The organism is Vibrio crassostreae (assembly GCF_024347415.1).
Taxonomy (GTDB): Bacteria; Pseudomonadota; Gammaproteobacteria; order Enterobacterales; family Vibrionaceae; genus Vibrio; species Vibrio crassostreae.
Window position 1 is genome coordinate 184,719 of record NZ_AP025477.1, and the last position, 22,198, is coordinate 206,916.

The 22,198-nt window shown below is 44.0% G+C and carries 19 protein-coding genes; 10 read left to right on the forward strand and 9 right to left on the reverse strand.

Annotation, left to right across the window (positions count from 1 at the left end; genetic code table 11):
• The first annotated feature begins 95 nt into the window (after nucleotides 1-95).
• Nucleotides 96-1,097 (forward strand): gluconate operon transcriptional repressor GntR, encoded by a 1,002-nt coding sequence (gene gntR / locus OC193_RS16600; protein ID WP_080967371.1) that lies wholly within the window; start codon nucleotides 96-98, stop codon nucleotides 1,095-1,097.
• Nucleotides 1,098-1,221: 124 nt separating this feature from the next.
• Here the strand turns inward: gntR and OC193_RS16605 are convergent, their stop codons facing one another.
• The 3 genes from OC193_RS16605 to OC193_RS16615 all read right to left on the reverse strand — a co-directional run bounded on the left by OC193_RS16605 (nucleotide 1,222) and on the right by OC193_RS16615 (nucleotide 5,472).
• Nucleotides 1,222-2,004 (reverse strand): siderophore-interacting protein, encoded by a 783-nt coding sequence (locus tag OC193_RS16605; RefSeq protein WP_048663357.1) that lies wholly within the window; start codon nucleotides 2,002-2,004, stop codon nucleotides 1,222-1,224.
• Between the two features lie 203 nt (nucleotides 2,005-2,207).
• Nucleotides 2,208-3,686, reverse strand: a complete 1,479-nt coding sequence (locus OC193_RS16610) for a peptide MFS transporter (RefSeq protein WP_048669525.1) — start codon at nucleotides 3,684-3,686, stop codon at nucleotides 2,208-2,210.
• 415 nt (nucleotides 3,687-4,101) lie between these two features.
• Nucleotides 4,102-5,472, reverse strand: coding sequence for an L-serine ammonia-lyase (locus tag OC193_RS16615; protein ID WP_017631269.1), 1,371 nt, complete (start codon nucleotides 5,470-5,472; stop codon nucleotides 4,102-4,104).
• Nucleotides 5,473-5,808: 336 nt separating this feature from the next.
• Between OC193_RS16615 and OC193_RS16620 the strand changes: the two genes are divergently transcribed.
• A complete protein-coding gene (locus OC193_RS16620) occupies nucleotides 5,809-6,687 on the forward strand; it encodes a YdcF family protein (protein ID WP_048663516.1) in 879 nt (292 codons plus the stop codon).
• A gap of 4 nt (nucleotides 6,688-6,691) precedes the next feature.
• Here the strand turns inward: OC193_RS16620 and OC193_RS16625 are convergent, their stop codons facing one another.
• The gene (locus OC193_RS16625; protein WP_048663358.1) at nucleotides 6,692-7,369 is read right to left on the reverse strand and encodes a hypothetical protein; all 678 of its coding nucleotides are present in this window, start codon (nucleotides 7,367-7,369) and stop codon (nucleotides 6,692-6,694) included.
• A 211-nt stretch (nucleotides 7,370-7,580) separates the two neighbouring features.
• Nucleotides 7,581-7,835 (reverse strand): putative hemolysin, encoded by a 255-nt coding sequence (locus tag OC193_RS16630; protein WP_017079683.1) that lies wholly within the window; start codon nucleotides 7,833-7,835, stop codon nucleotides 7,581-7,583.
• Between the two features lie 302 nt (nucleotides 7,836-8,137).
• On the opposite strand from OC193_RS16630, the gene OC193_RS16635 reads away from it, so the two are divergent.
• From OC193_RS16635 to OC193_RS16655, 5 genes are all read left to right on the forward strand, one after another.
• Nucleotides 8,138-8,656 carry an NUDIX hydrolase gene (locus OC193_RS16635; RefSeq protein ID WP_048659118.1) on the forward strand — a complete coding sequence of 173 codons (519 nt, stop codon included), beginning with the start codon at nucleotides 8,138-8,140 and terminating at the stop codon, nucleotides 8,654-8,656.
• Between the two features lie 228 nt (nucleotides 8,657-8,884).
• Complete coding sequence (locus tag OC193_RS16640; RefSeq protein ID WP_048663359.1) at nucleotides 8,885-10,648, forward strand: ABC transporter ATP-binding protein; 1,764 nt, start codon at nucleotides 8,885-8,887, stop codon at nucleotides 10,646-10,648.
• A complete protein-coding gene (locus tag OC193_RS16645; RefSeq protein WP_048663360.1) occupies nucleotides 10,642-12,426 on the forward strand; it encodes an ABC transporter ATP-binding protein in 1,785 nt (594 codons plus the stop codon). The genes OC193_RS16640 and OC193_RS16645 overlap by 7 nt, the downstream gene beginning before the upstream one ends.
• A 233-nt stretch (nucleotides 12,427-12,659) precedes the next feature.
• Nucleotides 12,660-12,926, forward strand: coding sequence for a hypothetical protein (locus OC193_RS16650; protein WP_048659121.1), 267 nt, complete (start codon nucleotides 12,660-12,662; stop codon nucleotides 12,924-12,926).
• A 47-nt stretch (nucleotides 12,927-12,973) separates the two neighbouring features.
• Nucleotides 12,974-13,408, forward strand: a complete 435-nt coding sequence (locus OC193_RS16655) for a hypothetical protein (RefSeq protein WP_048659122.1) — start codon at nucleotides 12,974-12,976, stop codon at nucleotides 13,406-13,408.
• Nucleotides 13,409-13,485: 77 nt separating this feature from the next.
• On the opposite strand, the gene OC193_RS16660 is transcribed toward OC193_RS16655, so the two are convergent.
• A complete protein-coding gene (locus OC193_RS16660; RefSeq protein WP_080967372.1) occupies nucleotides 13,486-14,001 on the reverse strand; it encodes a cytochrome b in 516 nt (171 codons plus the stop codon).
• A gap of 276 nt (nucleotides 14,002-14,277) precedes the next feature.
• Here OC193_RS16660 and OC193_RS16665 point away from each other — a divergent pair, with 276 nt between their 5' ends.
• Together OC193_RS16665 and OC193_RS16670 are read left to right on the forward strand one after the other, a co-directional pair.
• A complete protein-coding gene (locus OC193_RS16665; RefSeq protein WP_048657743.1) occupies nucleotides 14,278-15,117 on the forward strand; it encodes a tetratricopeptide repeat protein in 840 nt (279 codons plus the stop codon).
• Nucleotides 15,118-15,278: 161 nt separating this feature from the next.
• Complete coding sequence (locus OC193_RS16670; RefSeq protein ID WP_048663363.1) at nucleotides 15,279-16,535, forward strand: peptidoglycan DD-metalloendopeptidase family protein; 1,257 nt, start codon at nucleotides 15,279-15,281, stop codon at nucleotides 16,533-16,535.
• Between the two features lie 108 nt (nucleotides 16,536-16,643).
• Here OC193_RS16670 and OC193_RS16675 read toward each other — a convergent pair whose 3' ends face one another.
• Both OC193_RS16675 and OC193_RS16680 read right to left on the reverse strand, forming a co-directional pair.
• Nucleotides 16,644-16,964 (reverse strand): heavy metal-binding domain-containing protein, encoded by a 321-nt coding sequence (locus OC193_RS16675; RefSeq protein WP_004730185.1) that lies wholly within the window; start codon nucleotides 16,962-16,964, stop codon nucleotides 16,644-16,646.
• Nucleotides 16,965-17,035: 71 nt separating this feature from the next.
• Nucleotides 17,036-17,962, reverse strand: a complete 927-nt coding sequence (locus OC193_RS16680; RefSeq protein WP_048663364.1) for a LysR substrate-binding domain-containing protein — start codon at nucleotides 17,960-17,962, stop codon at nucleotides 17,036-17,038.
• Nucleotides 17,963-18,053: 91 nt separating this feature from the next.
• On the opposite strand from OC193_RS16680, the gene OC193_RS16685 reads away from it, so the two are divergent.
• Complete coding sequence (locus OC193_RS16685; RefSeq protein WP_048663365.1) at nucleotides 18,054-19,070, forward strand: DMT family transporter; 1,017 nt, start codon at nucleotides 18,054-18,056, stop codon at nucleotides 19,068-19,070.
• 52 nt (nucleotides 19,071-19,122) lie between these two features.
• Here the strand turns inward: OC193_RS16685 and OC193_RS16690 are convergent, their stop codons facing one another.
• Nucleotides 19,123-22,137 carry an HD domain-containing phosphohydrolase gene (locus OC193_RS16690; RefSeq protein ID WP_048663366.1) on the reverse strand — a complete coding sequence of 1,005 codons (3,015 nt, stop codon included), beginning with the start codon at nucleotides 22,135-22,137 and terminating at the stop codon, nucleotides 19,123-19,125.
• Nucleotides 22,138-22,198: the final 61 nt, after the last annotated feature.

Sequence of the window (22,198 nt, forward strand, 5' to 3'; positions counted from 1 at the left end):
GCTATATCAACCTTTTAGTAAATTAGGCTTCAAATTCCAAGTCAGTTGGATACACTGTTACCAGTAACATAACTCAAAAATAATAATTATTAATTATGTCGAATAAGAAAAAACGTCCCACATTACAAGATGTTGCCAACTTAGTTGGTGTCACCAAGATGACCGTGAGTCGCTGTCTGAGAGATTCTTCTCAAGTATCAGAAGCGCTACGAGACAAGATCAACGCCGCAGTCGATGAACTGGGCTATATCCCTAACCGTGCACCAGACATTCTTTCCAATGCAAAGAGTAATGCAATAGGTGTGTTGGTTCCCTCGCTAACTAACCAAGTTTTTGCTGAAGTTATTCGTGGTATCGAGCAAGTCACCGCACCAGCAGGCTATCAAACCATGATTGCCCACTACGGCTATAGCGCAGAACTGGAAGAACAGAGTATTGCTTCGCTGCTCTCATACAATGTGGATGCGATTATTCTGTCTGAAAATGTGCATACCGATAGAGCGCGTAAGATGCTACAGACCGCGTCGATTCCTGTGATTGAGATTATGGACTCGGTATCGCCAAGAATTGAACAAGCTGTTGGCTTTGATAACTTCGAAGCGGCTAGGGCTATGACTAAAACCATGCTCGAACGAGGGCGTACCAATATTGCTTATTTAGCAGCACGTATGGACGAGCGAACTCGCTTAAAAATGGCGGGCTACGAACATGCGATGCAAGAAGCCGACAAATCGCCCGTGACACTGCAAACGGAAGACGCTTCCTCGTTTACTCTTGGTGCAAAACTGATTGGCGAGTTACTAGAGAAGCACCCACAAGTGAATGGCATTTTCTGTACTAACGATGACTTAGCGATTGGTGCTTTCTACGAATGTGTGAGACGCGGTATTCAAGTACCAGAGCAGATGGCGATTGCCGGTTTCCACGGACACGACATCACAGTGGCGATGACACCTCGTTTAGCGACTGTAGTAACACCGAGGGAGCAGATCGGTAAAGTTGCGGCAGAACAAGTTGTGGCGCGTTTAAAAGGTAATAAAGAGTGGATTGCGAAGTTGGATCTTGGCTATGAGATTGAAGTAGGCGAGAGTATTTAATTTTTAGTCCGGTTTTGCTCTTTATCGGATTCAAACTAAAACGCCCTTAACGATATGAAGTCGTTAAGGGTGTTTCTATTTGTCTTTAATGCTTTTAGCTCAAGTGCTTGTGTCGCAAGGCTCTTCAGTTCGCTAAAGCTTGAGCATCTTGTTGTTTCAGAACTTTGTGGCCATCTTCAGTGACGCCACGTTTCCAGTAGCTACTGATGTAGATGTTCTCTTTGGCTACTTCTTTTTCGTTACGGAAGTACTGTCTTAGCTCACGCATGCTTTCAAATTCACACGCTGTCCATACTGAAATCTGACCGTCTAACCATTCAATGCTGCGAACGGTTTGTGATAGTGTTTCTTCTGTTTCATCTTCAATCAACCAAGTGATTTTGATGCCTTCAGGTGCTTCAAGCGCTTGCTTGTCTGCTACTGAATTGATTTGAACCACAGCGTGGCCTGTCGCGTGCTCTGGAAGTGATTTTACTTTTGCGGAAAGCGCAGGGAGTGAAGTCATGTCTGCGACTAAGAAGAACCAATCTGACTCAAGGTTGAGTCCTTGAATCAAACCTGGGCCTGCCACTGAAATAGTATCACCCACTTGTGCGCTCATTGCCCATCTTGCAGCAAAACCACATTGCAAATCTTTAGTGATGTGGCGAACGAAATCGACTTCGATAAATTGCTCTACTGGGTTGTACTGACGAATAGTGTAAGTGCGCATGGTAGGACGCTCACCTTCATTCAATTGGCTCAAATCTGTGGTGCCGAGTGGCGAGAATAAAAGCTTGATGTAGCCGCCGGCACATTCTGTCGGGTATTTACTTAATCCCTCACCGCTAAGCGTTATACGCTGCATGTTTGGAGTAATGGTTAAGGTTTGAGTAACGGTTAATGTGATAGGGCTAGGCTTGCTCATATAAGGCTCTCTTGGATTTTGATTTCGACATCATAATCCTGAACCAGAAAACTCTCAATACTAATAATTATCATTTACTATAATTTACATAAATGCAATCTAACCAGAACTCCTCGATCTGTGTGGGTTAAACTCATTGACAAAAAAAGCCCTTTAGAAAACTAAAGGGCTTGATGTGTTAGAGCGGTTGAACGTGAGAGTAATCAGCTGTTAGCTTGCTCTAGTTCAATTGTTTCATCAGCGGCTTTCGCAGCTTCTAGCATTTTACGAATAATGAACGATGCTGCCATCGCGATACCTACCATCACGACTGCAAGAACAGTCAGCATTTGGAAGTAATCACCGTAAACCGTTTGCACGATCTCTTGTGTGATCTCTTGGCCTTTCTCTAGTGCAATAGACGTTGAGAATACGGCACCAACAATGCCCGATAGCGCGATAGCAACAGAGAACAAGCTTACTGAGAAGTTCTCGATGTGCTTAGGTGCAACTGACAGGATGAAGGCTACAACCATAGAGCCAACAATTACTTCACCAAATGCTAGGAAGAAGTGAATCGCTAGGAATACTTCAGGGCGAATCAGAACGTCATCACCAACTGTGGTCACTGCCATTGTTAGGATACCGAAAGCGATAGCCGTTAGAATGAATGAGAAACCGACTTTCGTTGCCGTAGAGAAGTTAATGTTTTTCTTTTCTAGGTTAGAGAAGATACCCGCGATGATAGGGCCCGCAACCATACACCATAGTGGGTTCATCGCCATTGACGCTTCTGGTGCAACAGGAATGAAGCCAAATAGGTCACCACGCATGGTGTTGATTGCTACCATAGTCATCGACGTCATCATCTGGCCGTAGTACACGAAGAAACAGGTCGTCAGGAATGTGATGATTAAGATAGTGCCCATTTTCAGCATGTCTGACTTCTTCGATTTCATCATCAAAGAGACAAAGTAGATGATCGCTGCACCGCCAATTGCGTATACGATGTTTTGGCCAATATCCATGTTAGAGAACATGAAGAATACCAAGCCAATCATAGCGGCAGAAAGGCCAAGGAAGGCTGCCCAGTTTTTAGTGCTTACTGGTTGTTGATCGATTTCAGCACTTGCTTCAACAAGGCCCTTGCGAACAAAGATCATCATTAGAAGCGCAGCGCCTGCTAGAACAGCAGAAAGAAGGAAACCACCGTGGAAACCAACAACAAGCACTAGCATTGGGAACAGGTATTGACCTAGTAGAGCGCCAATGTTGTTTACTGAGTAGTTGATTGGGTAGCAGTTCTCAAAATCTTCTTGAGTTTTGAACGTGCGTTTGTAAAGACTTGGGTAAGAAGGAGACATCAAACCACGTGCATAACTTGCTAACGCAATACCACATAATGCCATCGGAACATTGGTTGCTGCTGCACCAAGTACCAGTAGAACGTAACCACTTGCGAACCCTAGGAAGGCAATGGTTAAAGATCGGTAAGCGCCTAAAAATTTGTCGGCGATAAAGCCACCTGCGATAGCAAATAGCGGTCCGATTGCAGAGAAAGCACCAACAACCATCATGGTGTCGGCTTCATTGTAGTTCAGATCTTCAAGGAAGAAACGAGTCAAGATCACCATGACGCCATAGAACGAAAGTCCGAACATCATTTGGCAGAACATCATTGATTTGTTTAATCTATTCCACATTATTTTATTCTCACATTTGTATTGATATGTAGTGTAATTACCCGATTATAATATCATTACTAGTAATACATAAACTGAAACATCTATCCCAAACAGGACTTTGCTCGATATATCTTTTCTTATGAGTGCATTCATATTTCTCATGAATGAAATTTGCAATGTTAGATTTTGCTAGTGGATGCGTGACTGTGTAAAAATTAGCCGTCTTGGTTTGTGGCTAAGTAATGAACTATTAAAGAGAAAGTTAGCGAGATTCATTCGGTAAATGTTTTTAAGTGAGTACCACTTTCAATTGGCGGTTGGGTTCTCGCCAACAAAAAAGCCAGCTTGGCGGCTGGCTTTGTTTTGATATTGAAAACTAAGTTTACAAGAATGCCGTCTCTAAAGGGGCTCTCTGTACTAGTCTTTTTGTCTGTTATTCACACGGTGGTGCCATGTGAATCACCGCCAAGCCGCCTAAAGACGTTTCACGGTACTTCTTGTTCATGTCTTTACCTGTTTGGTACATGGTTTCAATAACCTTGTCTAACGAGATAAGACACTTGCTGGTGCGCTTCAATGCCATACGTGATGCATTGATGGCTTTCATCGCACCCATGGCATTACGTTCAATACACGGTACCTGTACTAGCCCGCCGATTGGGTCGCATGTCATGCCCAGAGAGTGTTCCATTGCAATCTCAGCCGCAATACAGATTTGCTCGTTACTGCCGCCGCGTAGGGCGGTTAAGCCAGCCGCAGCCATCGAAGAAGAAACGCCAACCTCACCCTGACAACCCACTTCAGCGCCAGAAATAGAAGCATTGGTTTTGTACAGGATACCGATAGCACCAGACACAGCTAAGAAGTCTTTCAGTTGTTTGGTATCCAGTTCTTTGATGAAACGATGGTAGTACATTAATACTGCAGGAATAACGCCAGCCGCACCATTCGTCGGTGAAGTCACGACTTGACCACCCGCTGCATTCTCTTCGCTCACCGCAAAGGCAAACAGGTTAATCCAATCCATGATCTCCATTGGATCGTTTTCAATAGAGGCATTCGCTTCGAGCTTTTTCAAAAGCGCAGGAGCTCGACGTGTGACTTCTAGGCCACCATCAAGGATACCTTCGGTGTCAAAGCCACGCTGCATACACAGAGACATCACCTTCCAAATTTGGTCGGCTTTCTGGTCGATCACATCCATGCCTTGGAATGACACTTCGTTGCGTAGGACTAAACCACCAAGGCTCAGCCCATTTTGGTCGGACAGTTCAAGCAATTGATCGGCAGAAGAGAAGGGGAATTCAACTTGTGTTTCTGACTCTTGCTTGCCATTCTGAAGTTCATCAGCAGTTGCGATAAAACCACCGCCAATCGAGTAGTAGGTTTCCATGTCCAGAAGGCTGCCACTTTCATCAAAGGCAGAGATAGTCATGCCGTTTTCATGAAGGGGTAGGTTGGTTTTGTGGAAGAGCAGGTCGCTCTCTACATCGAAATGAATTTCATGGTTGCCACTCACCATTAAAGATTTATCTTCAATCGCTTTACGCATGGCTGCATTAGCGCTGGTTATTTTGATCGTATCAGGGCGGTTGCCAAGCAGGCCTAACAAGGTTGCACGGTCGGTGTGGTGACCAATACCTGTCAGTGACAATGAGCCGTATAAGTCAATTTGAATACGGGTAACTTGACCAAGTACAGATTCAATCTTTTGGGTAAAATTGAATCCAGCGATCATTGGTCCGTTGGTATGGGAGCTGGAAGGCCCGACCCCGATTTTGTAAATGTCAAAAATAGACAGCATAGTAACTTCCTGTGAAGACGGTTCGATGTACGAACTCTGTGTAAAATTTGTATTTTGTTCGTTTCACTTTTTATGAAACATTTTTAGTCGAGCTTGTTCTGTGCTTGAAACGTCTCTTTTATTGAAACTTGTGTTATCAAGCTCAGAGCAATGAAATGCAAGAGCGTGTTATTTTAGCTTTAAAGCGTCACGTCTATTCCCGCATTGCCTTAGGTGTTGTCATCAATAGTGAGCATTATTGCGAGCAACCTAAGAGAATTTAAAAATACTTTTGTTACTGGATATTGTATACATAATTCACTCTATCTAATCATCAAAACGAGACTTGAACATAAAATGAGCATTAATCACCTCCTTATTGTGCTGGGTAAGCGACTTAATGAGAATAAATTGACTGATGGAGGAATCAGTCGAGTTGATGCTTTAGTTGGGTATCTGGCGGAGCTTTTGGTCGAAGAGTCGAATCAGCAAACGGCCGTTGCATTTTGTGGCGGGGTAACAAAGGGGCAAACTCTCTCTGAAGCGGATGCAATGCACCAGTATTTTCGAGAACTTGAAGCTCAGCGCGAACATCCATTTAACTTAGGTGCAATCTTACTTGAGCAACGCTCAACAAATACGGTGGAGAACATTCAGAATTTGGCTTCTGAAATGATCGAGAGCGGGTTGTTTACTCGCGGGCAGAGTGTGAAAGTAACGTTTGTTTCTAACGATTATCACTTGCAACGTATCTTTGAGATTCAAGCGTTGATGGACGAGCAAGGCCTGCTTAAGGTGCTTATCGAAAAGTGTTCAGCACTTGGAGTCGATTTGCAGATAGATTGCCTGTTAGAGGCTCATGTTGCAGTGCCATACCCACATCAAAGTGCTCAAGGGCAATTGTTTCTGTTAATGGATGTACTGACGACCTATCGAGTTTATCTTGAAGGTGTTTGTGCGGGCGTATTTAAGCGAGATTTGGAGTTGGTGAGGCGGGAGCCAGAAAGACTGTCTTTGGAAGCACTGATAGCCGTAAAGGAACTCGTTGGGTGTTCATCTCACTTTGACATTGTGGCCGGTTTACTCCCCGTATTGGGGCGCTGTATCCAGCAGACTTCAGTGGATGCCGACATAAAAAAAGTCAGGGAATACCTAGCTCTACTAGATACTAACCTGACTTTATTGAATCGTTATTTAGATCCAGAATCCGATCACACACATCGCTGGTGGCGATAGGTGATCATTTCTTTCTCGTGATGCCAATAACGGTCTTTAAACTAGCAAAGGCAATCAGACAGTAAGCTAGAAGCTCAGTGCCTTCTTCAGCGATATTTTTAACCGCTCGAACGTAATCATCGCCCATAACATTGTGCCAGAAGCTGCCCATGCCAAATAGGCGCGAGAACACCAACAGAAGCATCACGCCAGTCACTAGCAAATTCATGTGTGGGGAAGCAAGAATAAGCGCAAGTTGATCAATGGTTCGTTTACCATTTTTAATCGCATAGAAGATTGCGCTACCAGCAACCAATAGGGCAGGAACAACCCAAGCGCCATGTACAATCTTGTCGAACCAAAAGTCCATTTCACGAATAAACATCACACCGAAAAATGCACTGATGAGCATAGCTGCATGCTTAACTTCGCGCTTCTCTCTTGCTAGATAAGCAAAGGACCCAGACGAGATAATAAGCAGTAACTGCTGCAGCATCTCGGTCACCGAGATCTCACCAACATTGCCATTCAACAATACGAAATCAATTCGAAGCGCAAGGTTTGCGACAATACCAATCGCTAAAACAATGAGAGCGGTTTGGCAGCGTTTGTAGATCACTTGAGATGTCGACTGAGAAAGGGTGAACTCTGGCAGTTCAAATGACATTTGAGTTTGTTCTTTCGTTTTTGATTGGCTTTTCATAATAATTCTATGTGTAAAATTTTGTAACAGGCGGGCATTCTATCGGTGTAGGTTAGGCTAATGTCAGAGCTGCGTCAGAAATAAAACAGTGTTCAATTGGTGTGTGTGTACGGTAAACCGCTGCCTTATGGCAGACAGTCTACGTAACATAATTGAGTTTTTAGGGGGAGGATTTTACAGCTTTGAGATTGGAAACTTGTAATAGAAGTGATTACTTTTCAGTTTCTTGCTCATGGTTATTGCGGTAGTACTCCCACTGTTCAATGCGCTCGCCGTCATCGAATACACAGTAAGTTGTACGCTGATTGTTTTCAGTAACCGTATCTAATTCACCGTCCTGTTGAACACAATAAACCGCTGCTGGGTTAGCGACTGAAACACGTTGGCCTTCGCTATATTCTGCATAGTCGTTTGCACAACCGCCTAATACAACGGCACATACAGCCATCAAACCAATTTTCTTCATGCTTATCTCCTACGTGATAACTCTATAATTGAATGTGTTAAGTTCTACAGAACCAAATGAGAAGCTCTATGAAATGAGTATATTTTAGATTTCAGAAAAGGTTGTCCTAATTTGGTCAAGATATTGAAATAGGTTGATATTTCTTCATGTTTAACGACTTTTTGAGTGTTAGATCAAGCTAAGTGGATTCAAGTTACCGTTGGAATATCCCCGTCCGATCAGTTCTTGTTGGCGGTTGTGAGCCTCGAATCTATTGATGATTATGATATGATGCCGCCAAATTCAGTAGAGCAGTCAGAATCATGAGACACCTAAAAACAACCATTCACCCTGATATCGACCATCTAGACAATAAAACGGTCTATAAGCGCAATGCTGCCCGTGCCATTGTGTTAGATGGTGAAGACATTCTGATGCTGTATACAGAGCGTTATCACGACTACACCATTCCTGGTGGTGGTTTGGATGAAGGGGAAGATGTGATCGCAGGTATGGTTCGTGAGCTCGAAGAAGAGACTGGCGCGAAGAATATCCATAGCATCAAGCCGTTCGGTATTTTTGAAGAGTTTCGTCCTTGGTACAAAGACGATGCAGACATGATGCACATGATTTCTTACTGCTATTCATGCAAGATTGATCGTGATCTTGGTGAAACAGCTTACGAAGATTATGAAGTGAAAAACGGGATGAAACCGGTGTGGATGAATATTCATGAAGCGATCGCTCATAACGAAAAGACCATGGCAGAGAGCCCTAAGAAAGGCATGAGTATTGAACGTGAAACCTTTTTGCTGCATTTGATTGCCAAAGAGATGCTTTAGTCGTTATCAATACAAGCCTGTTAAGCTCTTTCTTTGCCGCCACTTTTGGCGGCAAAGTTGTTTTTAGCAATGCTAAAATTTAATAACGTAAACTAATTATTGAATATGGTTGATATTGTCAACTAAGTATTTTTGATGTATCTTTACCTCAGCGATGGCCTTATCTAGCTTAACTGCCCGGTTATATCGTTAAATCTCGCTGTGATCCTGCCCTAAACAAAGAATACTATGAATAAAAGACAGTTTATTGCCCATTATCTGCGCATGAATCGCACCTCGTACTTATTGGCGATTGTGTTCATCTTTCTCGTTAACTGGTTACAAGTAGAGATCCCTCGTTATATCCAATTGGCGATAGATTTGATTGATGATGCCTCTTCAACTGGCCACCAACAGCTTCAAACCTATGTTTGGATTGTGGTCGGTATGTCGGTTGCCATGGTGGTGGTGAGAATTTTATCTCGTATTTATGCGTTGAACCCGGGGCGAATTACGGAGGCCGCACTCAAAAGTACCCTTTTACAAAAGCTGAACCGCTTACCAAGCAGCTTTCACGAACGCTTTGCTTCTGGTCGCTTGATCTCAATAATCAACAATGACCTGAGCGGCATTCGTTTAATGTTTGGTGTCGGCTTCCTGCAGTTCTTTAATGCGTTGCTAGCCCTTTCGCTGACTCCTCTGTATATGTGGCGTATTTCACCTGAATTAACGCTTTATTCGATTATTCCTATCTCAATCGCTTTTGTGATTTTCCGTGTGGGCTTCAAGCGTATGAAAACGCTGCATTTAGAGCACATGAAGCGTCTACAAAACCTGTCTGCTCAGCTAATGAGTTACCTGTCTGGGATTGACTTGATTAAGAGCCAGCAGATGTCACCTTGGGTGAAGGCTGAAACCGAAAAGCTCAATCAACTGTTGCTTGAATGTCGTCTTAAGATCACTCGTATTCAAGTCTTCTTCATGCCGGTGCTCGATTACGCTAATGACCTGATGAAAATCATCATTCTTGGTCTGGGTGGTTTCATGTTGATGAGACAGGAGCTCACACTTGGTGAGATAACCGCTTTCCTAACTTACTCAGTTTTGCTCGCCATGCCGCTGATGCAACTTGGTCGAATCGCGACGATCTATCAGCGTGGTATGGTTGGCATTCAGAGCGCGCAAACCATTCTTAACGCCAAAGTGCCAGAGCTAGATGAAGAAAAGCTCTCTGAGTTAGATGTTGAATCGCTCAAGGGAGAAACGTTTTCTATTCGCAATCTTAGCTTTAGTTACACGGGTGAAGAACGCTTGATCCTTGATGACATCAGTTTTGATATTCCAGCAGGTAAGAAAGTGGGTGTGCTAGGCGGAATCGGAGCGGGCAAAACGACATTAGTGAACTGTTTGAATCATCACCTAGACGTTCCAAAAGGTTCAGTGTTTCTTGGTGAAAAAGATGTCACTGGTTTCTCGCGCAGTGATTTACGTCGTTATGTGAAAACCGTGACTCAAGACCCTTACCTGTTCTCAGCGACTGTCGAAGATAATATCCGTTTTGGTAGCTTGGATACCGATTTGGCCAAGAGTCAGGTTGATGAAGTATTAGAGCTCAGCCAATTGGCGAGTGATGTGACTCGCTTTGAACATGGCGACCAAACCTTAGTTGGAGAGAAGGGCATCATGTTGTCTGGTGGTCAGAAGCAACGCCTGAGTATTGCACGCGCTTTGTTGCAGCCAACCGACTTAATTATCATGGATAATGTACTGTCTGCGGTCGATTATGAAACGGAAAGAAAGATCTTAGAAGGCTTGTTTAAGCGACTGGTAAATCAGTCGGTTCTGGTGGTGTCACATCGCGTGAATGCCCTTGAATATATGGATGAAATTATTGTGTTGAATGAAGGCAAGGTGATTGCCAAGGGCGACCATGCCACGCTACTCAAAACTTGTCCTTACTACTATGAGACATGGCAGCTACAGCAGAATGAAACGGAGGCTACAGCATGTTAAAGGGTGTTGATCTCAAGTACCTCAAGCACTTTTTTAAGTTTGCTAAGAAATACAAAGGCTCTGCCATTCTGGGTATTGCGATGCTTCCGCTGTCGGTCATCACGAGCTTGTTGTTTCCTTGGCTGATCATTCAAGTGATCGACGTCCATCTAAGTCATGGTGATATGGATGGTCTGCTCGAATACGTCTTCTATCTCGTTGCCGTGCTGGTGGCGAGCTACGTGGTGGATACCACCTATTCGTACAACCTGCGTAAAACGGGTCAATACACCATAACTGACATGCGCTCTGTGTTGTTTGCTCGCGTACTTAAACTGCCGCGCAGCTATTTTGACAATACGCCAATAGGTGTCACGCTTTCGCGCCTGACGAGTGATTTAGAGACCATCGGCGAGACCTTTGTTCAATCGGTTGTCGGTTTAGTGAAAGACAGTATCAACACCATTGCTTTGTTGGTGATGATGTTCTTCATTGATTGGCAGCTGACGTTGATTGTATTGATCATCATGCCACCCGTGATGTACTTAACGGTGTACGTGCGAAACCGACTTCGTGCTCTGTATAAAGTCACGCGTTCTTCACTCGCTCGTGGAATTGGCTTTTTACAAGAAGTTCTGTTTGGCATGAAAACGGTTCAGATGTACCGAGCAGAAGAGCAAGTCGAGCAGCGTTACCAAGGTTTTACCGATGAGTTTTTGAAAGCGCAGAAAAAGATCAATAAGTATGATGCGATTCTGTTTTCGTTTATCTCTGGCATTACCTCAATCACTATCGCGATCATGATTTGGTACGGTTCTGGGCAAGTGATCGAAGGGGCACTCACCTTGGGTGTGCTGATTGCGTTCATCAACACGTTAGAAAAGGTATTTGTTCCGATTCGAGACTTCACATCGCAGATCGCTTCGATTCAGAGCTCATTTGCAGCGTTTGACCATATTGAAGAGCTGTTTGTTGAGCCAACTGAAGAGGAAGGGCGTAACCTTTTGCCATCTAACAAGGTAGAAAAACAGCTCGAAAAGTTTGTGAGCCTTGAGTTTAAAAACGTGAGTTTCCGTTACAAAGACGACTCTCCATATGTACTAAAGAATGTCTCGTTTGTATTGGAGAAAGGGCATCAAATCGCGCTTGTGGGTTCGACGGGCTCGGGTAAGTCGACGATTCTGCGTCTGATCTCTAAAACCTACCAAGACTATGAAGGCAACATTTTGTTGAATGGAATAGAGCTCTCGCAGATCTCAAGCGAAGACTCTGCTCATTTGTTCTCAATGATGATGCAGGATGTGCATCTATTTGAGGAGACGATTTCGTTCAATATTGCGCTTGGGAAAGAACACCTATCAAACACCGTGGTTGAGCAGGCGGCGCGTTATGTTTATGCCGATAAGTTTATTGAACAACTCCCTCAAGGTTATGACTTCCACTTGGAAAAGAACGGCTCCAATTTGTCTGTCGGGCAAACGCAGCTTATTTCGTTCGCTCGGGCGGTTGCACAGGGTGGTCAATTGATGATGCTGGATGAGGCGACCAGTTCGGTAGATTCCATTACCGAAGACCTGATCCAAAAAGCCATGCAACGTCTGTTCAAAGAGAAAACCGTGATAGCGATTGCACACCGTTTGAGTACCGTTCGTCACTCAGACACCATTCTGGTGTTGGAAAAGGGTGAAATTGTTGAACAAGGTAATCATCAACAGCTGGTGGCGCACAATGGTATTTATGCTGGCTTGTTACAAGAATCGATTGTCGAAGCGGTCGATTCTCAAGCTACGATAGCCTGACTGCCTCAAATCAGACTGTTGCTTTCGATAAGACGAATTGGTCTTGTCTATGCTTCACCAGTTTCTATTGTTTTCTAATATTCCCAATAGGTTAGGGAAATTAAACATATTTTTCGATTATTAATATGTTATGATCCCCCTACTACTAAAGGGGTGTCTTCGGGCATCGGGATGTATGCGAGCAAAACGTAAGTGCTTGTGTCAGTCACTTTCTGGCGAATATGGAATCGAAAATGTTGTTGGAAGAAGTTGTAGAAATTATTGAATTAACCGACTCAGACCATTTATCTCAAGCAATGGAACTGTTTAACGAGCATGGCTTTGTTGACGCAGAGCACTTACCTTTTATGACGGTTGTTTTTGAAACAGCGCCAGAGCACCTTGCGAAAAAGTTGTCGCAAATAGGCTTTAAAGGTTTAGTAAAAGTAGAGAAGAGCGAAGACGCAACTGGTTTTATGATTGTTGATGCTGAACAAATCCAGTTTAGCAAAAGCGCGTAATTGGAATCGCTCCCTAACATCCATTATGACTATTTGAGGTTAACACAGTGACAACAGCTACCGTTTCATCAACAGAACAACACGTATCCAATGAACATGCACTTTTGGGTGCGTCGTTATTAGCATCACAAAAAGTAGAACTGGCGCTGTTTACTGTGATCTCTAAATTAACTAAAGCATTATCAAAAGAGCAGCAACAGTCATTAGGTTTGGACCTGGATACCTTTTTAAGGGAGACCTCAAGTGAACAAGCCTCTACGTTGAGCCTATACGAACAGACGTTTGGTGAGCAGCTTCCTTTGAAGACAAATGAACTTAACGATTTTATTTATCATCGAAACTTGGTAACTCGAGGCTTTTGGCGAGTGACTGGCGCCGATGTTAAAGGCGGCGAGAAGCTTGCTAACCCAGAACTTTATTTAAAAGAGTTCTTGGCAAAATGTGAATACTGGCAAGTGATGCTTGATACCCAAACCAAGTAAGCGAATTGAAATAAGAAAGCCATAGCGAACATGCTATGGCTTTTTTGTTTGTGTAAACCGTCCTGAGTTCTCTGATTCTAGAGCATCATCTTCAATACATAGTTCTTAGAGACAAAGTGGTGTTTAAGGGCGGCACTGATATGCAGCACAATTAAACAGGCGAGGGCAATACAACTGGCACGATGTAGATAGAAAAAGAAGCCGTTGATTGCAGAGTTGGTAATTAGGTTATTTACGCCCACTAGCCAAAATAAAGAGTACGGCTCCTTTAGCATTAAGTAACCGGTGCTGAAAACCATAAACATCACAAGGTACATCAAAGAATGTGCAAGCTTAGCTACACATTTTTGCCCTTCAGGCACAGAGGTTGGCATGTTTGGCGATGAGCGAAAGTGGCTCCAGATATAACGCACCACGAGCAGCGGTGTCGCAACGGTCGCCAATGACATGTTGAGCACTGACAAAAAAGAAAACAGCTCTGGATGGCTGGTGACATAGTGCATCACATACCCTGCTATTGTTGCGTAGATGATTACAGAAGCCATTACCCAGTGCAGTACACGGCTTAATAAATCGTATCGTGGATTATTCAAATTAACCTCGCTCTGATCGTTATTAATATAAGATTCATCTCGATGCAATAAATCAATTTTTGGTATATTCGCATCGCGAATTAATTATATAGAACAGTATTACGCGGTATTTTTATAATTTAGAAATTAATGATGTTGCTTCAGGTGTTTTATAATTATCAATGATGTTTTAGAGTGTTAATTCCAATATGGACATGGCAAAATTGTCGACTTCCTAGCTTGTATGCTTATTACGAGATACAGTTAGTCTAAAGATAAATATATAAGGAATGTATAATGCTTCGAATCTTATTGATTGCAGTTATCTCGGTGTTCAGCGCGATGAGTTTTGCAAGCGAAGAGGTTAAGTACTCTGAACAAGAGTATTTGGATAGACCGCTGATGGAGCGCTATATCTTGGATGAGCTGAAGCAACTACGAATGGAGCAGCAGGATCTTGAAAGGCGTCTCACAATCCAGATGACAGATCGTGAATTGTCAGTAGCGGATAAATCGCTGAACTATGCCAATGTGACTGTGACGTATTTTTTCTACATTATTGCTGGTGTAGCTTCTCTTATTGCATTGGTGGGTTGGCAATCACTCAAAGAGTTGAAACACACCACCAAAGAGATGGCTGACAGACGACTCAACGACATAGCCCAAGATTATGAGAAGAAGTTTAACGTTCTTGAAAGGGATCTTAAGCGTAAGACTCGAATCATCTCAGAGAACAACAGAGAAATCGAAATCATCAATGAAATTCATAATTTATGGTTGAGGGCTCAGAATGCTCAAACCGCCGAGCAGAAAATTGAAATCTACGATGAGATCTTAAAAGTTCGCCCGGGTGATTTGGAAGCACTAACTTACAAAGCCGATGCAGCAATGGACATGCAGGAATACCACTGGGCGATGAGCTTATGTAATCGCGTGTTGGAAGTGGACGATCAAAATGCTCACGCCTTGTATCAACGTGCTTGTGCCTACGCAAGGTTAGGTGCTGAAGGCCAAGCGATCGATGACTTAGAGCGCTCTATCGAAGCCAGTGGTTCAATGCGAGAGCTATTGGCTGATGAACCTGACTTTGAGATGCTGCGTGGCTTAGAACGCTTCGAAGCACTTCGTGAAGAATAATGCTAGATAAAGAGTAGTGTTAACTAAGATGGTGGGCCTTGCATGCCCACCATATTTTCACGCCTATCGCGCTGCGGTTTCTTACATTTCATTTATTTCTTTGAATGAATTGTTATGTTATAACACTTTCTAAGTTCCTCGTTATAACCGCTAAGTATTTTATGAAGTTCCTCCGTATTGGCCTGATCGTTATTGCTATCAGCGCATTTTCCCTTGCTGCTTTGCTCTCTTTTCATCCTGAACCAGAAAAAGAAATCTCGATAAAAGTCACGCCTTATCAAGAACTGCACACGGACGGTGAGGAACAGGCGCCGCCACAAACCAATTCGAACTCAATGATCAAAATTCACTACTTTGTGAAGGTTGGGGATACCCTCAGTAATATATTCGAATCGTGGAATCTGCCTTATGAAACGGTTCACAAGGTCATGGAAGCGGATCTTGAATCTTTGAAACTCGACACAATAAAGCCTGGTGACCATCTAGAGTTGCTATTGGATAGTGACTCTAAACAACTCGTAGAGCTCATTTTCCATGAAAGTCTCGTAGAACAAGCTGTCTTTACGAAAAATGATGATGGAAGCTTTAACTACCAATTTCATGAAATGCCTGGTGAATGGAAAGAAAAACTCTACGCGGGCAGTGTTCATGGTAGCTTTTCAACATCTGCATACAAAGCGGGGCTTACGACAGCTCAGATAGCCAATATTACTCGCACGTTGAAAGATAAAGTTAACTTCGCTCGTGAACTAAGAGCAGGTGACAGCTTTAATGTACTGGTCAAAGAGCAGTACACGAATGATCATTTAACGGGCAAAACAGAAGTTCAAGGTATCTCAATTCAATTAAGAAACCGAGAAGTGGCGGCGTTTCTTGCGCCTGACGGTCTTTTCTACGACAGAGAGGGTAATAGCCTAGAGCAAGCTTTCGATAGATACCCTGTAGACAGAAAATTCCGAAGAATTACCTCATCGTTCAACCCTAAACGAAGACACCCAGTGACAGGGCGTATTTCGCCACACAATGGTACTGACTTTGCGACGCCTGTGGGCGCCCCCGTATACTCAACGGGTGATGGCCGTGTTGTGGCGCTTCGTGACCACCCTTATGCCGGGAAATACTTGGTGATTGAACATAACAGCGTATACACGACACGTTATCTTCACTTGAGCCGCTTCCTCGTTAAGAAAGGTCAGCAAATTAAGCGAGGTCAGAAAATCGCATTATCGGGTGCAACTGGCCGTATCACAGGTCCTCATTTGCACTTTGAGGTATTGGTTCGTGGTCGAGCAGTCGATGCGATGAAGGCTAACTTACCGATGGCAAGCTCAATTATGCCTAAAGATAGGAAAGAATTTTTGGCTCGAATGGCCTCTTTTGATGCCATGATCTCTGAGCCAGCAGGTCGTGCAAGTTAGAGCTATTCAAGCCTAAGTTGTCCAACGAATACAATAACGCCCCTTAGCTAACGATTTAGCTAAGGGGCGTTTTTTCTAGGTAATCACACGATTTAGCGAGTGATTCAACTAAGCCACAACCACTGCTGTGCCGCTTGCTGAAACCATCAGCATACCATTGCCTGTGCCAAGTACTTCGTAATCAATATCTACGCCTACCACTGCGTTGGCACCCGCTTCAATCGCTTTCTGCTCTAACTCTTTGAATGCGTAGTTACGTGCTTTTTCCAGTTCTTTCTCGTAGGTACCAGAACGTCCACCCACAAAGTCACGAATACCCGAAAACATATCTTTGAACACGTTCACCCCTAGGATAGCTTCTCCGGCAATAACCCCTTTGTAATCGACAATGCGTTTGCCTTCGACAGATTGTGTAGTGGTAATAATCATAATGGCCTCTGTAAGTTAGATGCGTTGTAACTAGCTGAATAACGGCTAGCTGTATTTGGGCTAGAGCAGTTTTATTCCTGAATATCACCGCTGATTATTGTCTCTGAGCGTGTGAATTCATGTCTCAACCATGTTCTCAGTTTTAGCACACTTTCTTGTTTTAATTTGTTTTTCGGGCAAACAAAGTAGAAATCTTGGTGCGGGTTAGCTACTGGATCGCCAAGCTCTACCAGCATGCCGTGGCTAATATCATCTTTCACAAACAAGCGATGCGTTACTAATACGCCTAATGAGCGAATTGCAGCTTGCACGGCTTGAATGGAGACATCGAATGTTAGATTGCTATGGAATGTGGGCAGTGGGATTTGGTAATTGTCGCACCATACCTGCCAGTCGTGTTGTCGCCTTAGGTTAAAAACACCAATGGTCGGGTTTTGTTTGACGAGTTGTTGAACGCTTAACTCACTCTGGTTTTTTAGCAGAGTTGGACTGCATACCAAGACCAGATCATCATCGCCAAGCTTTTCGCTGTAATACTGATCCCATTCATTCGGTTTGCCGTGCACAAGGGCAATATCGACACCTTCCTGCTCTAGATCAAAAGGGCCAGTTAACGTGGAAATACGGATATCAAGTGAGGGAGCAAAAGCTTGGAAATCGGGGACGCGGGGAATCCACCAGTGCATCGCGAGTGAATTGACCATGTTAAGGGTAATGCGGTGCTCGTTAGGTGTTCTGGCAAGCTCTTCGGTAGCCTCTATCACTTGCTCAAGTGCGGGAGCGACTTTTCGGTAATATCGCTTACCTGCAGCATTAAGCACAACACGACGACCGACTCGTTGAAACAACGGTTTGTTGACCAGTTGCTCCAGGGACTTGATAGCTTGGCTTACCGCAGAGTGGCTAACATACAACACCCGAGCGGCGTCGGTCATGCTGCCAGTTTCAGCTACAGCAATGAAAGCATAAACGGATTTAAGCGGAACGAGTTTTTTCATTGGTAAGTTTTCCTTACAGTTATAGTTAATATTACTCGCTATTTTTCATCACGTCACGCCTCTAAAATAAATGTTATAGGAGGTGATAATTATGTCTGATATTACCAAGGCGACGACTTTCATGTTGTTGTCGACGTTTAGTTTGTCTTTAAGTGGCTTAATGGCCAAATATCTATCTGAAGTGATGCCCACTTCGTTACTCAGTTTTGTGCGGTTTTTGTTACCCAGCCTGTTTTTATTTCTTTTTCTGACCTTTTATAAGATCAGTAAGCCGACACGAGAAATGTGGAAACCTTTAGTGATGCGGGCGATCTTTATGGTGGCGTGTCAGTGGTGTTTCCTTACTTCACTACAAACTTTAACTCTCGTTGAAGGGGTAGTGTTGTTCAGCACTGGTCCTCTGTTTATCCCATTGTTAGAAAAATTAATATTTGGCACCAAGATTCATACAACGACGATAGTGTGTTTAGCTGTCACCTTTGTTGGCGTAGTGATGATGGCGGGGGATTGGTCGCAGTTTGAGTTAGGTTCGGAGTTCTTTAGACCTGCGCTTCTGCTTGGGCTTCTCGCGGGGGTATTTAATTCTGGCTCGCAAGTCAGCTTATACAGAGCATCCAAGACGAGCCTTTCGCCAGCAGAGCTTAACGCGTGGACCTTTTTAGTCGCGGCAATCATTGTGATTCCAATGGTGGTGTTTACTTCAGTTTCTGCGGTTCCCGAGGTACGTGAAAGTGCTGAAAAAGGCTTCCTGTCGGCGTTGTTGTCTTTTGACGATTTACGTTGGATTGTTCTCGGAGCTTTCGGCCTTGCACTGTTTACCATCAATACCCAAATCTTCCGTTCCAAAGCGTATAAGCTGGCAGATAGCGGTTCCCAGTTGGCCCCTCTGATTTTTACAAACATGTTGTTTAGCGCGTTATGGCAGGGGTTATTCTTTGATGATGTGTTTTCTACTCAGCAGATGATTGGCATTAACCTCATTGTCGTGGCGAGCATCACCAATACATTGCTGGCAAAAAGACACAGCAAGGCGAAAGCCAAACAAAAACCACACACCACAATGGTGGTAGCGAATACTGCGGTATTGGACTCAGCAACTAAAAGCTAACCATTGAGCTTATGAAGCTTATGGTCTTCAGCCTGAATGGTTAGCTTAAAGCTTAGAATAATGAGCGTATGTACTCTTTTACTCGGTCGATGTGTTCGTTTGGGTCAATCTCGCAACGCTGGTTCATTTCTAGGAATCGCTCAGCATATTTGTCGTAGATCTTGTTTTCCAAAAACAGCAAATAGAGCTTGGGATCAATATGACCGCTAGTCGCCATATCGGTCATGATGTTGAGTGATTCACTCAGGAGTTTGCCTTTCTTATATGGTCGATCACTAGAGGTGAGAGCTTCGAACACATCAGCAATTGCCATTGCTCTTGAAGGTAGAGGCAGTTGATCTTCGCTTAAGCCTCTTGGGTAGCCCTTACCGTCAATACGCTCGTGATGCCCGCTCGCGATATCCGGAATATTCTTGAGGTAAGGTGGGTAAGGCAGCTTGTTAAGCATGGTGAAGGTTTGGATAATATGATCGTTGATCATAAAACGTTCTTCATCGTTTAACGTACCACGGCGAACTTTCAAATTGTGCAGCTCCCCTTGGTTGTATTTCACCTCTCCAGGCTTAAGGACGAACTCTTCTTGCCACAATTCTGCTGGGTTAAAGCCATTATCCCATGGGATCTTGTGCTCTGGCTTGTCCGCAAGGAGTGGTTCCATCACTGGTAATGTCTGTTCACTGTTATCTGGTTTAGCGTCGGCAGATTGCGACGATTTCTGCCACGAGTTGTACCTCTCTTTTTCAGCCCAAGATATTCCAAGTTGATCATCTAACGTTCGTTTCCATTGACGCTTGGCTATTTGGTCCAATCGTTCTAACTGTTCTTGTGTCATTGATTCGCCGCCAAGGTTGCATTGTGCAACAAAGGCAAACTCCTCATCCAGTTCGGATAAGCTTTGTTCGAGTATTTTTAGTTGCTCTTCTTGTAGCGCACCGTTCGCCATGGCTTTCCAGTAATCGGTTTCTGCTTGCTGTTTCAACAACTCAAAACGCATTCGTACTTCGTGGATTCGGTCGTAAATCGTTTCTAGTTTTGTTGCCTTGTCTACCACATATTCAGGCGTGGTCACCTTACCGCAATCATGAAGCCAAGCGGCGAGCATCAACTCTTCCCACTGTTTACTATCCAATGAAAATTGCGGGTAATAGCGGTCATCATCAATGGTTGCTTGGGTCAGCCATTTGGTGAGCTCAGGTACTCGTTGGCAATGCCCTCCCGTGTATGGTGACTTGGTATCAATCGCCGATGCGATCAACTCGATAAAGGCGTTGAGCATGTCTTTCTGTTGCTGCATTTGGTCAATGTTGTCTTTGGCTATTTCCGCGAAGCTCAATAACTCTCTTAAAAAGGCGTGTTTATCTGCTTGAGCTTTGGTAATCGGTCTTTCATAGCCAATCGCCACAATACCAACCAACAGTTTTTCACGGTTCAACAACGGAAATAGGTACAGATCTGAATTGAAGATTGAGTCTTGATAGTAATTGAGCACATTATCTTCTCGATTTAGGTGGATGGTCTCTCCTGACTTGAGTTTGCACAGTAACCAAGGTGTGTGTTTGATGAAGTCATTGATGTCTGCTTTGAAGGGAATGATCGCTAGGTTGGCGGCGGTATCAAACACATCTTTCTTCTCTGATTGAGTAAACAGCACAATGGTTTCGGCTTTGGTTATCAAATAGCTTTGGTGAGCGATGTTCTTGGCAAGTATCGAGAACTCCTGATTCCCTGCTGTGTCTCGCAGCAAGTTGATCAGGTCATGAAGTGTGTGTTCCATCAATTCAATGGAGTGGGCGAGGTTTGCGACCTCTTTAATCATGCTCTTTGGATAATGAGTACGGCGGAAATCGAATCGTGCAATGTTATCGGTAAGCTGCATCAAGGTATTGAGAGGCTGGGACAGCCGATTAGCTACTAGCCACACGATACCAAAGCAGATAAACAACATCCCAATCGCGACCGCGACTTGTTTGTCACGCATTGAAATGAGGTCAGAAAGCAGTTCATTGTGTGGTGTCGCCTCTGCTAGATAGAGGGTCACGTTTTGGGTGAGCTCAACCGGAGTTAAGGTCAGTGCCCATGTATTCAGGTTGTACTCGACGTTTTTGAGATTGAGGTTAAACTTTTCCTCATCTGAGATTAGCGGACCCAATACTGAAGATTTTAACGCTTCCATTTGCTCTCGTTTGGGGATGTTAAAAAAGCTCTGCTCCTGCTCACTACCAGAGAGTTTGCCTGCGCCATTTACATTATTAGTATCGTCATGGTTAGCTTGGAAGGTGAGGTTTGAGGTCGTTAAATCCAGTTGATGCTGACCCAGAAGGTTAAAGTGTTGGTCAAATAGAGCCAGTCTGGTCTGCGGAGAGTAGGCCAGCTCACTGACCTGAGAAGAGAGTGAACTCAGCGTGAAGTCGGCGCCTACCACGTGCTTGCCATCAGCTGAACGCCTAGACAGTGTAATGCCATTGGTTTTAAGAAAATAAAAAAGATAGGGCTCGGATAGGTGGATTGAACCATCGGGCTTTGCATTGCGATACCAAGTACGAGTCGTTGGGTTAAATTTACTCTCGCTTTGCACCGTGCTGATGACCTGATGCGCACCATCGAGGTAGGTAATAAAGTTCTCACCATCCAAATTAGTGCTACTGACCATCATGGTCGCTTTGGCAGGGGCATTATTTTCGGCCCTTTGTTTATTGGTGCTCAAGGGGCGGAATATTCTAAAGTTGCCATCCTCCGAGCCATAGAAGAGCGCAACTAAATTAGTATTCTGTTTGAAGATGATATCGACTGATGCTAGCCAAGACTCCTTCTCGGTAGAGGAGCTTTGTTGATTAACAAACGGACTGACCGCCATCACGTTCAAAGTGGTGATGACAGGCGCTACTGCTTGCTTGAACACTGATTCCAGTTTATCACGATGCTCATTACTGACCTCACGAACTGTGCCCAATAGCAGCTCTTGAGAATGCCGATAGCTTATTGATATCAAAACTGCACCGACAAACGTTGTCAAAATTAGGAAAAGGCTAGTGATGTGGATACTCAGCGGATAACGTCTTCGTCTCATCTAACACTCCAGCGTGTGAACTGGTTTAAGTATTGACGAACTTGGGTAGGTAGCAAGAAAT